A 12,392-nucleotide genomic window follows, 5' to 3' on the forward strand; every position below is an offset into this window, starting at 1 on the left:
GGTCTCTGAGGCAGCCCCTCATTGCCGCAGAAAGTTGCACTCCTGGCGGATGGCTAGCGCTCGTGTCGGTCGTCCACCAGGAGCGGCGTGGCGGCTCGCTGGATGCCACAAGAATCTCCGCCAGCTTCCATACCGTACCCGAATGTGTATTCGATTTAGTGGATAACGGCGCTGGCGTGCCTCTTGGTCGATCAAGCCGAGGGTCTCATCGTTGTGCGAGGCGGAGCAGTGGCTGGGTGTGGAGGGTTGTCCTCGGCCATTGCTGCCCCGCCTTGGCGGTGGGGGCGACCGGGGCGTCACGGTAGAGGCGGCGTGGCGTGAATCGGCTGTCCTGAAGGTAGCAATACCTGTCATCCCCTGATGACTTGTCAGTGGCACCTGGCAAACTGACGATCACCACTACGACGCCATGGGGGGCTCGTCAGGCATGACCAGTTCAAGCATCTCGGGTACGGACGCACTCACTCGGGTCGTTCAGAGGTACCGGGAGGATGACAGCCCCGCCCTGCAGATCGAGGTGGGTCTGCTCCGGATGCTGGACGCGACGAACTCTGAGCAACTCGCCTCTGACCTAAGAGAGTTCGCAAGCCCCTGGGAGATCCACCAGGCGACGGAGGAGCTGTCGCCGGCCCTGCCCGACGATCCGGGGCTCTACATGTTCGTTTGGCGGCCGCCGTTCCAGTTCCACGTTGGCACGATGCCGACGCACGGCAGCTTCCCGCAATTGTTGTATATCGGGCAAGCAGGTGCATCGAACAACGATCGTGGCAACACGATCCGGCTGCGGTACAAGGACTACCGACGCCACCTGCGGGGCAATCCGGAGGATCTTTGGACCCAGGCCGAGCCCGAGAACCGCAACCAGCGTCTCACCCGGTATCTCTCGCTGCGGCCACTGGAGTTCTGGTGCGCCACGGTTCCCGAGCGCAGCCGGATCGAGGGGTTGGAGAAGAGGCTGATTCGCTTGTACAACCCCCCGCTCAACGACCGCGGCCGGCCGAAGCTTCGAGCCCGTCTCGGTAGTCCCCGTTCCGCCTGGTCAGCCTGATCACCGCACAGTAGGAAGAGAAAACGATGCCCTCCAAGACGTGGGTTCCTGCCTTCGAAGCGAAGGTTGGGAACTGGACGTACTACTCCTGCCTCATGAGCTACGCGGCAGTGGCGCGAGAGATCAACTTCGCTCATGACCTAGGTGGGAACCAGGACCTGGGCACGATGACCCAGCGCGGTGTAGGCGCTCGCACCACCGAGATCACGAACTACCTGCTCACGAACGAGAACCGGTTCCTGGGCGCCATCATCGTTGCAGCGTGGGGGGGGGCGCCCGAGTACATCCCACTGGAAATGGAGAAGACGGCTGAGAACAGCGACGTGCTGTCCGGCATGGACGGCAACTTCGGCGTCCTCACCTTCGACGGCACCCACCAGTTCTTCGCCCTTGACGGTCAGCACCGGCTGAAGGCGATCAAGGATGCCGTGAAGCGCAATCCTGAGCTCGGCCGAGAAGACATCAGCGTCATCGTCGTGCCCCACTTCGACAACGAAGAAGGTCGGAGGCGCACGCGTCGCCTCTTCACTAACATCAACCGCAACGCGGTCAAGACGACAGCGCAGGAGAACATCGCTCTGGATGAGGACGACGGCTTCGCGATCCTGACCCGCCGGCTTCTCGACGATCACGAGTTCCTGCGGCAGGACGGCGTGGTTCAGGTCTTCAGTAAGGTCGGCGCAGACGGAGAGTTGAAGCTCGCCACCCGCCAAGTGGGAGTAACCGGTACCGCTTGGACGACGATCGGTGTGCTGTACGACCTGCTCACCGATCTCGGGTTCGGACTCCACGACAGTATGAGCAAGACGTCGCAGCGGGCGGCAGACGACGTGCTCGATGAGAGCTACGACGATCTGGCCGTGCGCATCGACGAGCTACTCAAGGCGTGCGGCAATATGCGTGAACGCTACGAGGCACAGTCGGCGCCTAAGGAGCTGCGTGCCCCGAAGGGCCGCGACGGCGAAGGCCATCCGTTCATGAGGCCTGCTGTGCAGGTACAGGTTGCGCGTGCTGCCCGGCACATCATTGACCAGGGGCTCCTTGACTGGCCGCGCCTGCTGGAGCGACTGTCCGAGCTGGAATGGCGAATGTCTGCACCCCCGTTCAGCGCTGTCTGGCAGGAAACGCCTGACAGTGCCAGTCGCAAGGGCAAGATGATCGCCGCCAAGGACAACAACACGGCCCTGTTTGAGCTCTTGCTGGCTCACCTGGCGCCCAACTCCAGGGCGCAGATCGAACGAGCGATGAGGACGTACCGAACCGTGAAGAACGAGCGATACCCGATTGCCGCGGACGAGCTCGCCAAGAATCTGCCGTCGGTTGACGCCTCCTGAATGTTGGGACCCGTCGTCCTGAGGCAGGGCAATGTGATCGTTGCCCTGCCTCAGGGAGTTGAGTGTCTCGATGTGCCGTCGCCTGAAGGCCAACTTCGCTGACGTGACGTCCGGACGCCCGAGCGAGTCGGCCTGGGTGCTCTCGTGAATCAGGCTGAGCCCTCGAGCGGCGGCGAGAGATACAGTCTCCGTCGCAGATACGGCACCGGTCCGATGCGCAGTACCACACCGAGGCGGCCGCCTTCACTTAGCAGTTCTTGGATTCTGCTCACTGCGCGATCTCGCTCGCCCCCGTGAAGGAACATCCACACGGCCGTTAGCATGATCAGTTGGAAAGGCCGATTCAGGCGAGCCACGGTGCCTAGCTCAGGCAGTTTGTCGTTCACCCACTGGATTCTGTGACCGGCATGGACGCGCTGCCCAATGCCTCGGAACTCATCCGAGGGCTCTACCGCAACCACTGTGTGTCCCCGGGCCGACAGGGCGGCTGCATCTCTCCCAGCGCCGGCTCCGATCTCCAAGACTCTCGCTGGCTCAACCGGAATCAGGTGGAGCACTTGGCGGTGCACCTCATCGAAGGTGACCTGCTCGTACAGGTTGGCCAACCCCTCGGTCCCGGCGCGCAGCGCTCTGCGCTTCATTTCGTCCGACTCCACCGGGCACTTCCAGTACCTCTTCCGGCTGCCTGCCGTCTCCCGTTTGATCGACATCCTTCACGCCTCTCGGCCGCGGTCAAACTAGGGACGCGGCATCGGTGGGCCCGCCGCGTCCACCGCAACGTAGGCGTCGACTGCGGCAGCCTGGGTGACGTCAAGGAGAGGTGCGGCGTCATGCGTGTGATCGTGCCAAGGCTGGCCCGACCCCGTGGCAAGTTTCCCGCTCGAGGCACCAATCACCACCCCGCTCGGAAGGTTCGCCCTTGGCAGACGGAGAAGAGCCGCGAAGGACTGGAATGTGCGCTGGGACGATGTCAACGTACAACGTCCACGAAAACCCTAGGTCAGCAAGGCCCCGGTGCTCTACACGGCTGTCGGGCTCGCTGCGCCCTCGATTGCGCCAGCGCTTCAGGAGATCCTCTGCCCAAGCCCGTTCTCGTCTCTCTGCGCCTGACGGCTCCCCTTCTGATCACCCTCAGCGCTATGCGCAGGGGGTTCGCGCCCGCCCCTTGGCCAAGGCGGCATGACCGCCCCGACTCGTCCCTGTGTCTGTGCGACTGGCCTCTTCGCCGACGACCTTCTCCAAGATGTCTACCGCCAGCATCGAGTGGTCCTCGCCCGCGTGGCCGCGAGCCCATGCGTGAGTCCCGGACATGGTGCCCGCGCGGTGGGCTCGGAGAGGGTAGTCACCCGAAACCTCGACCATCTTGTCAGCGACGGGATTGTGCTTTCTGAAGACGAGGCCCAATGGCGATCGCCGCGGTCACTCTGGTTGGGCACCTGACTCCTCTGGACGGCGCCTCGCACCCGCGAGGCGGCATACATATAACCGACGATCCCCGGTTAGCCAAACCGGGGATTCTCCAGACTATTGACGTAGTTCGCGCCGACTCCTTGGCGGTGGCGTGGTGCGGGCTTCCTTGTCCATATCCGCTGCGGCCCGAACCATGCCCTGCGCAGTCACTGCGTAGGCGTCGTCGGAACCCCAGGGCGAAGTGAAAGACCCGACCATGTGCGAAACCCTGCTCTCTGTCCCCCACGTTGCCCAGATTCTCGACATCAGCCGGAGGTCTGTCTACCGGTACATCTCCTCGGGTGAGCTGTCGGTCGTGGACCTGCGCACTGGCAACGAGCGCTCGCGTGTCCGCATCCCGAGCAGGGACGTGCATGAACTGGTCCGGCGGCGCACTGCCGCCTGGCCCCGCGCTGAGCTGAGCCCGACCCATACGTGTTGTGGCGAGGTCCGTCGTCATGCCGAAGACAATCGGAAAGGGAATATGCCGTACCTGCGCAAGCTGGCCTCCGGAAATTGGCAGGCCACTGTCAGCAACCATACTGGCGAGCGGTTTACTGAAACGTTTCCCCTTCGGTCGCAAGCCCGCGAGTGGGGCCTGGACCAGGAAGCGAAACTCCGCCGGAATGCGTATCAGGATCCGCAGGCGGGGAAGATCAAGTTTGGGGAGTGGCACGACCGCTGGTGAAAAGCCCGCGTCGTGGAACCCCATACGCAGCGAGGAGACGCTTCGTGCATACGTACCCATATCTCTCCGTACTGGTCTTATTGGGAAGTGCGTGCGATTTCCCGCATGGACGTGCAGTCCTGGGTCCGGAAGCTGGTCGTGGACAAGTAGGGGGCCTCGGCGATCCGGCGGGCCTACAACCTGATGTCCTCCATCATGCGAGCGGCGGTCGACGAGAATCTCATTTCCGTGACGCCTTGCAGGCGCATCGACCTGCCCCGGGAGGCGGTAAAGCCGCCGCAGTGGTTCACCGTCGAGGAGGCCCGCCATCCTCGATGAGCTCGAAGAGCCGTGGCAGACGATGGCGCTGCTCGCCTTCTACACCGGCCTGCGGTGGGGAGAGCTGCCCGGTCTCAACAGGCACCGCATCGACTGGCGGCGGGGTCGGCTGTTCGTCGTGGAGGTCAACACGAAGTCAGGGATCAAGGAGTACCCGAAGAGCTCGAAGAGCCGCCGCGAGGTCCCGATCCCCGAGCACGTTCTCGACGCCCTTGCCCGCCTCATGCGCGGGCGCGACCGCGCGGGAGTCGTCTTCACCACTGTCACCAAGGGCCGGTCCGGTCGGTTGCTCGACGACGGCAACTGGCGGACCCAGACATGGTGGCCCGCGGTCAAGCGCGCGCACTACACAGAACCTGACGGGACGAACCGGCCGGTTCCGCACTACCCGCCGCACTCCATGCGTCACACCTGTGCGTCCTGGCTGGTTCAGAAGGGGGGGGCACTGTACGAGGTGCAGCACCTGCTCGGGCGCGAGAGCTACCAGACCACGCAGCGGTACGCGCACCTCGCCCCCAATGCTCACCAAGCGGTCCTCGGAGCGTGGCAGCGGCTGGACTCCCAACTGATCGTTCCAGAGGGGGCCAACTCGAGCCCGGCCACGGATGCTCGCCGTCGGTGACGGTAGGTAACTCCCGTCCACCTCGCACATGGCGTTTCCCCGGCGCCGCCGGCCACACCCCTTTCCGTGTGTGGCCGGCGGCGCCGTACCCGTTTCCGCTACCCTGGCCAGGGCACCCCTCGAGGGCGGTACGGCAAGAGTGGCGATAGCCCGTGACGCACGCCGACGCTGGTGACTCGTTTGACGCACGGCCACTCGGAGAGCAGAGGAAAACAGGCTCTGAGCTGCGGCTTTGTTCGCCACCCCAGGGGTCCACATCTTCCCGATGACCCACCACGTGGAGTGCGTGGCGATCCTGGAGCCGGTGAAGTAGGAGTCACGCTGACCCGCCGGCTTGTCGAGCGGCGCATTGCCTGATCGATGACGCCGACTGCCGCGCGGGTTGGCCGGCCCTGGCTCCTCGCTGGATCTGGAGTTGAGGGGTGGCGCCTCAAGGGCGGCGTCTTCTGCAAAGGCGACTCGGGATCGAGTCCGGTCGCCAGTCGTCGGAGACGCGGCGATGGGCGGTCGCGGCGGCTGAGGTGAGGGTCAGGGCGCTGGAGGCGGGCGCGAAGGGTGTCGATGCCGCCAGGAACCTCGGCAACGAAACCCTCGACAGGGCCAGTTCGGTGAAGGACGAGCTCTCCAGTGGTATCGCCGAACGGGCGCGCCGCCGGCGAGCGGGTCAGGAGGAACGGGACGCGGAAGGCTGAGCCCCCCATGACTGGCGGTGGGCCGGAGTTCGACCTCCGACGAGGCTTTACCTGATCCCGTGTGTGGTCCGGCTCTATCGGCTGGTGCACAGGGTTACGACCGCTTCGAGAAGCGGTACACCGCGTACGTGATGCCCAGGATGACGTCCACGACGGCCCAGAGGATGAGGATGAGACCCACGCCGATCGCGGTGCCCACGGTCTCGGCATCGTTGCAGGTCTTCTGATCGAGCGTGTCACAGTCCTCAGGCGAGCCCGCGCCGGAAGCGATCCCGGTGATCAGCCAGATGAGGAAGAGGAGCTGGACGGCGAGGAAGACCCACAGGAAGATCCGGCGATTCTTGCGCAGGGGCTGCTGGGGAGGCGGGGGTGGTTGCCATGGGGGAGTGCTCCCCGGAGGGATGCTCATGACGGATCACGCTCTTCGTTCAGGGCGGCGCGCACCCATGTTCTTGGCGCCTACGACCATCATGGCCCCGCCCGGCGGCTTGCGCGCGCCCGGTTTTCCCCACTAGTGGGAGCATGCCGGGAGTGTTACGTGCACGGGGCGGCAGGCTGTACATGAGCCGCGCCGGCGGCGCGCCGTGACTGGAATCGCCAGACGGCGTGCTCCAGGCCGCCGGGTTCGTGGCCGAGGCAGGCCGCTGTCTCCTCGTACACGGCGCGCAGCTTCTCGTAAGGGAGGCCGGGGACGCCGGCAGCCGCAGCGAAGGCGCGAAGGTGCACGTCCACGGCGACCTGTGACCGGCCGACCAGGTTGCCGATGTAGTCGACGCTCTTCGGTCCCATCCCCTTCACCCGTCGAAGGGCCGCACGGTTGTCCGTGTGGTCGAGCCACTCGTGGAGTTCATCGCGGGTGTCGACACCTCGCGCGGCCAGCAAACTGGTGAGGGCATGGGCTGTCGCGACTCTGCCGGGGCTGTTGAACCTCATGGCGACGCCGAGGTCTTCCGTGGCCAGTCGTGCCTGGAAGCCACGGACGGTGACGGCGTCCGGCCATGCCGACTGCAGCTGGACGAGCCGCGGCCGGATGGTCGACTCGTACTTGCGGCGCGCCTGGAAGCTGACATCGCAGATGACGGCGCCCATGTGAGTCCAGCCACCGGGCGGAGGGAAAGGTCCCTCACCCAGGACGGACCGGACATGGGCGCTGAGCAATTGGACGGGGCGGAGAGCGGCCATGGGGCCATGATGGCGTTCCGGCCGGATCACGGGAGCCGGATGCGGAAAAGTGGCGTCACTGGCCCATGGCGTGGGCCACCGCGTCGACGATGGGGGTCCAGACGTCGCGTTTGCTGTCGAAGGTGAGGACGCCTTCTCGTTCCTTGCCGGAGAAGCGGTGCGGGACCCAGTCGGGTGTCAGGTGGATCATCGGGCCGTCGAGGGTCACCACGCCGTGTTTCTGGAGCACGGAGATCACTTTGCGGAACTCGGCGCCTTTTATGGACTGGCGTCCCTCCAGCTTCTTGTTGAAGACGGCGGGCGTTCCCTTGTGGCCGTGGTTGCGGGCGAGGTTCATCAGCATCTTGACGAAGCGGAGGGCGCGTTCGTTGGGTTCGGCACCCGGGGGCTCCATGGTGCGCTGGTAGGTGATCCACGGGTAGCCGACGGAGACTCCTTCGGGCAGCAGGATCTCGAAGCTGTCCTTGGGCGGATTGCCGACCAGCCGTCCCTCGCACAGGAAGTGGTCCGCGACCTCGAAGGTGACGCTCGCGCCGCCGTCGGGAGTGCTGTTCGTCATGCCGTTCTGGCGCAGCGAGACCTGGACCGTGTCGGTGGAGACCAGCAGGTCCTTGCAGCGGATGAAGCAGTCCGGTCCGAAGTTGGCGGTGCCGGAGGAGGAGGCGACGGTGACCTTGGACGGGAAGGTGAGGGAGAGGGAGGCCAGCGGGCCCTTCAGGTCGAGCACTCCGGCCTTGTCGAGGAAGAGCTCGAACGAGATGACGTGAGGAGTCCCGGAGCTCTCCCACAGGGTCAGCTCGCCGGGCACGGTCGGTTCGTCGATGTCCTCGGGTGCCACCAGGTGCGGATCGTGGCCCGAGATGCCGGCCGAGACCTCCACGTCGTGGCGCTCGGACGCCATGAGCGAGGAGTGGAGTGCCGCGAACTGCCACTCGTCGATGAGGAGTTCCTCGTCCTTGGCGGAGACGAACTCGAAGAGCAGGCCCGTGGACACCCCCACCTCCTGCAGCTTCTCGCGGATCGCGATGTCCGCGAGGCGGTCGGCGGCGATGTACGCCGAGAAGACCGGGCTCGACCAGCGGTTCTCCGAGCGGAACGGGTGGTCCTCGACGAAGGGCCGGATCTTGTTCGCGTACTCCCCTTTCAGGGAGTCCTCGCACCAGGCCAGCTCCGGAGGCGCCGTACCGAGCAGGTCGCGGGCGAGCCAGTCGATCTGCTCGGCCGGCGTGTAGATCGCCTCGGGCGACAGGTTGAGCTGCTCGGCGAGCTTGTCGGCCTTCTTCTGCTCGCGCTTGAGGAGTTGGTGGATGATCTGTTCGAGGACCTCGATCCTGCGCCCGTTGCCGACCTCCGCCTCGAAGGCGCTGCGGATCCTCAGCAGGTTCTCGCCCTTCTCCAGGAGAAGGGAGACGGCGTCGAGGACCGGGGCGTATCCGACGAACGACTCGGATTCGCTGCCCTCGACCGCTCCGGCGAGGGCGCCGATGACCGTGTCGCGCGCGGCGATGTACGCCTCTCCGGCCTTGTTCTGGGCGTCGCCGACCCGGAAGTCCACGTACTTGTTGCGCTGTTCCGCGTCGAAGTGGGAGATCTCGAACCAGTCGATGCTCCCGCCCGGGAGGTGGGCCCAGATGTCCTCGAGCACCCGTTCACGGCCGAACAGGACGAGCGAGTGGCTGTGGGACGAGGTCTCGCGCAGCGTCTGGACGAACTCGTACCACGACGCTCCCGAGACCCGCATCCGCGCCTCGTCCAGCGCGTCGACCAGGAGGAACCGCCCCGTGTCCACGGAGAGTTCCTCCAGGGCGTCCGACGATCTCGTGTAGTCCCGCAGCCGCGCCCGCAGGGCGTCCCCGCTCACCGCCTTGTCCTTGTCGAGCAGCCAGAGGGGCACCTGCTTGAGGGACGAGACCTGCTCCGCGAGGCGCGATTTCCCGGTCGCGCCCCGGGCGGAGATCAGCGTGATCTTCGGTGCGTCGCTGCGTTCCACGACCTTCAGGTCGGGTGGAACGAACGAGTCCCTGGATTCCGCGATCCTGAACGCTTCGCCGGCCTCGCCGACGAAGCGTCCGGTGGGAAGGAGGGTCAAGAGCTCGTCGAAGGAGACAAGATCGTCCATGTGTCACCGTGCCCGTGCTTCCGGTCGGCTGAGGAGTTCAAGTCTTCCAGAAGAGGCGGGGCGAGAGTGGGAGGTCGGTGGGAATCGTGCCCAACTCAACGGGTGGGTGGAAGAGTGCACTTGGGGCGAAGGGGAGCGGCGGGGGCTACATCGGCGGGTTGCCGTGTTTGCGTTCCGGGAGGTCGGCGTGCTTCGCGCGGAGCATGGCGAGGGAGCGGATCAGGGTGGAGCGGGTGTCCGCCGGGTCGATGATGTCGTCCACCAGGCCGCGTTCGGCGGCGTAGTAGGGGTGCATCAGCTCGGACTTGTACTCCTTGATCAGGCGGACGCGGGTGGAGTCGGGGTCGGGTGAGGCGGCGATCTCGCGGCGGAAGACGACGTTGGCCGCGCCCTCCGCGCCCATGACCGCGATCTCGTTGGTCGGCCAGGCGAAGGAGAGGTCCGCGCCGATCGAGCGGGAGTCCATGACGATGTAGGCGCCGCCGTAGGCCTTGCGCAGGACCAGGGAGATGCGGGGCACGGTCGCGTTGCAGTACGCGTAGAGCAGCTTCGCGCCGTGGCGGATGATGCCGTTGTGCTCCTGGTCCACGCCGGGCAGGAAGCCGGGCACGTCGACCAGGGTGACCAGCGGGATGTTGAAGGCGTCGCAGAACTGGACGAAGCGGGCGGCCTTCTCCGAGCCGTGGATGTCGAGGACGCCGGCGAGCGCGGTGGGCTGGTTGGCGACCACGCCGACGACGTGGCCGTCCAGGCGGGTCAGGGCGCACACGATGTTCTGGGCCCAGGCGTCGTGGACCTCGAAGTACTCGCCGTCGTCGACGATCTCCTCGATGACCGCCCGGATGTCGTACGCCCGTTGCGGGTCCGCGGGGACCAGGGAGGTCAGCGCCTCGGTGCGGCGGTCCGCCGGGTCGTCGGTGGCGACGACGGGCGGCAGTTCGCGGTTGTTGCCGGGCAGGAGGGAGAGCAGGTGGCGGACGTCGGCCAGGCACTCCGCCTCGTCGTCGTACGCGAAGCCGGACACGCCCGAGCGCGAGGCGTGCACGTCGGCGCCGCCGAGGCCGTCGTGGGTGATCCGCTCGCCCGTCACCGCCTGCACCACGTCCGGGCCGGTGATGAACATCTGCGCGGTGCCGCGCACCATGAACACGAAGTCGGTGAGCGCGGGGGAGTAGGCGGCGCCGCCCGCGCACGGGCCCAGGATGACGCTGATCTGCGGGATCACACCGGAGGCGCGGGTGTTGCGGCGGAAGATGCCGCCGTAGCCGGCGAGCGCCGTGACGCCCTCCTGGATACGCGCGCCGGCGCCGTCGCTCAGGCCCACGACGGGAGCGCCCGCCGCCTCGGCCAGGTCCATCACCTTGTGGATCTTCTCGGCGTGGGCCTCGCCCAGGGCGCCGCCGAAGACGCGGAAGTCGTGCGCGTACGCGAAGACCGTGCGGCCGTGCACCAGGCCCCAGCCGATCACCACTCCGTCGCCGTGCGGCTTGCGCGCCTCCAGGCCGAAGCCCGAGGCGCGGTGCCGGCGCAGCGGTTCGATCTCGGTGAACGTGCCCTCGTCGAAGAGGAGTTCGAGCCGCTCGGGTGCGGTCAGCTTGCCCTTGGCGTGCTGACGCCGGGTGGCCTCGGGATCGGGGCCCCGGCTCAGCTCCTCCTTCAGCCGTCTCAGCTCGTCGGTGGAGCGGCCCAGATCCGGTGCGGCCTCGGAGGCGGTCTCGGAGGCGGTCTCGGGCGCGACCTCGGACGCCGGTGCGGGCGCCGAGGCCGGGGCGAGCAGTTCGTCGAAGGTCGTCATTGGCGCAGCGTAGGGAGGGCTCCTCGAAGCTCCCGGCACGTCGCCTGGAGGAACGCTCGACAGGGACCCTCGAGCCGCCGAGTCCGCCGAGTCCGCCGAGTCCGCCGAGTCCGCCGAGTCCGCCGAGGCCTTCGAGTCCGCCGAGTATGCCGAGTCCGGTGCGTCCGACGCCCGCCGCCGGCTGCCGCCGCGCCCGGCGCCGCGTCCGCCGCCGGTCGCCGCCGCCGGCCGCCCCCGCGTCCGGCGCGCGCCGGACGCCGCCCCCGCCTCCTCAGCCGCCCGCCGCCCGGTGCAGCACCAGGTCCGCGTCGCCCGACAGCACCGCGCGGTGGAGTTCCTGCAGGGCCGTGGAGGGCTCCAGGCCCAGTTCGTGGACCAGCGAGTCGCGCAGGCGCTGGTAGGCCTCCAGGGCGCGCCAGCTGCCGCCCGTACGGTGCAGGGCGCGCATCAGCTGGGCGCAGAAGCCCTCGTGGAGCGGGTTGCGGGCGGCCAGGACGCGCAGTTCGGGCACCACCTCGGCGTGCCGGCCGAGGCGGAGGTCCGCCTCGATGCGGCGTTCGAGCGCGGTGGTGCGCTCCTCGTTCAGCCGCAGGATCTCCAGTTCGAGGACCGTCCCGGCCGGTACGTCGACCAGGGCGGGCCCCTGCCAGAGGGCGAGGGCGCGGCGCAGCAGGTCGGAGGCGGCGCGGTAGTCGCCCAGCTCGAAGGCGGTGCCGCCGGTGGCGGCGAGCCGCTCGAACTCGTGGGCGTCGACCCGGCCCGGCTCGACCCGGAGCAGATAGCCGCCGAAGCGGGTGACCAGGATGTCCTTGGCGTCGCGCCGCGGACCCGCGCCCGCCAGGTCGCCGGCGGCCCCGCCGTCGCCGTCGAGGGCCAGCGTGAGCCGGCGGCGCAGCTGGAGGATGTACGTCTGCAGCGTGGTGGAGGCGCTGCGCGGGATGCACTCGCCCCAGATCTCCTCCATCAGAGTGGACACCGACACCACCCGGTCGGCGTGCAGGGCGAGCAGAGCGAGGAGCTGGCGGGGCTTGGCGGCGCTCGGTACCACGGAAACGCCGCGCTCCTGCGCGGCGAGCGACCCCAGGATCTGGATCTCCATACGTTTCTCCCCCTTGGGCCACGGCCGTCCGTCCCCGTGACGGCCC

Annotated in this window: 10 protein-coding genes; 4 read left to right on the forward strand and 6 right to left on the reverse strand. The window is 67.2% G+C overall.

Annotation, left to right across the window (positions count from 1 at the left end; translation table 11 throughout):
- Positions 1-532 precede the first annotated feature (532 nt).
- Together ACIGO8_RS24855 and ACIGO8_RS24860 are read left to right on the forward strand one after the other, a co-directional pair.
- Positions 533-1,048, forward strand: a complete 516-nt coding sequence (locus tag ACIGO8_RS24855; protein WP_399734653.1) for a GIY-YIG nuclease family protein — start codon at positions 533-535, stop codon at positions 1,046-1,048.
- A 26-nt stretch (positions 1,049-1,074) separates the two neighbouring features.
- Positions 1,075-2,382: a DGQHR domain-containing protein gene (locus ACIGO8_RS24860; protein WP_399734656.1), complete on the forward strand. Its 1,308-nt coding sequence runs from the start codon at positions 1,075-1,077 to the stop codon at positions 2,380-2,382.
- A 149-nt stretch (positions 2,383-2,531) separates the two neighbouring features.
- On the opposite strand, the gene ACIGO8_RS24865 is transcribed toward ACIGO8_RS24860, so the two are convergent.
- Positions 2,532-3,092: a methyltransferase domain-containing protein gene (locus ACIGO8_RS24865; protein ID WP_399734659.1), complete on the reverse strand. Its 561-nt coding sequence runs from the start codon at positions 3,090-3,092 to the stop codon at positions 2,532-2,534.
- Positions 3,093-4,048: 956 nt separating this feature from the next.
- Here ACIGO8_RS24865 and ACIGO8_RS24870 point away from each other — a divergent pair.
- Entirely contained in the window at positions 4,049-4,519 is a 471-nt protein-coding gene (locus tag ACIGO8_RS24870; protein ID WP_399734662.1) for a helix-turn-helix domain-containing protein, read from the forward strand.
- Positions 4,520-4,859: 340 nt separating this feature from the next.
- Complete coding sequence (locus ACIGO8_RS24875; RefSeq protein WP_399734665.1) at positions 4,860-5,459, forward strand: tyrosine-type recombinase/integrase; 600 nt, start codon at positions 4,860-4,862, stop codon at positions 5,457-5,459.
- Positions 5,460-6,245: 786 nt separating this feature from the next.
- On the opposite strand, the gene ACIGO8_RS24880 is transcribed toward ACIGO8_RS24875, so the two are convergent.
- The 5 genes from ACIGO8_RS24880 to ACIGO8_RS24900 form a co-directional block, all read right to left on the reverse strand.
- Positions 6,246-6,560 carry a hypothetical protein gene (locus tag ACIGO8_RS24880; RefSeq protein ID WP_399734667.1) on the reverse strand — a complete coding sequence of 105 codons (315 nt, stop codon included), beginning with the start codon at positions 6,558-6,560 and terminating at the stop codon, positions 6,246-6,248.
- A gap of 125 nt (positions 6,561-6,685) precedes the next feature.
- Complete coding sequence (locus ACIGO8_RS24885) at positions 6,686-7,240, reverse strand: hypothetical protein (RefSeq protein ID WP_399734670.1); 555 nt, start codon at positions 7,238-7,240, stop codon at positions 6,686-6,688.
- A 148-nt stretch (positions 7,241-7,388) separates the two neighbouring features.
- Positions 7,389-9,452, reverse strand: coding sequence for a hypothetical protein (locus tag ACIGO8_RS24890; RefSeq protein ID WP_399734673.1), 2,064 nt, complete (start codon positions 9,450-9,452; stop codon positions 7,389-7,391).
- Positions 9,453-9,597: 145 nt separating this feature from the next.
- Entirely contained in the window at positions 9,598-11,247 is a 1,650-nt protein-coding gene (locus ACIGO8_RS24895) for an acyl-CoA carboxylase subunit beta (RefSeq protein ID WP_399734676.1), read from the reverse strand.
- 271 nt (positions 11,248-11,518) lie between these two features.
- Positions 11,519-12,346 carry a BTAD domain-containing putative transcriptional regulator gene (locus tag ACIGO8_RS24900; RefSeq protein ID WP_399734679.1) on the reverse strand — a complete coding sequence of 276 codons (828 nt, stop codon included), beginning with the start codon at positions 12,344-12,346 and terminating at the stop codon, positions 11,519-11,521.
- Positions 12,347-12,392 lie beyond the last annotated feature (46 nt).

Origin of the sequence: Streptomyces sp. NPDC053493 (genome assembly GCF_044544825.1) — a bacterium.
GTDB lineage: Bacteria > Actinomycetota > Actinomycetes > Streptomycetales > Streptomycetaceae > Streptomyces.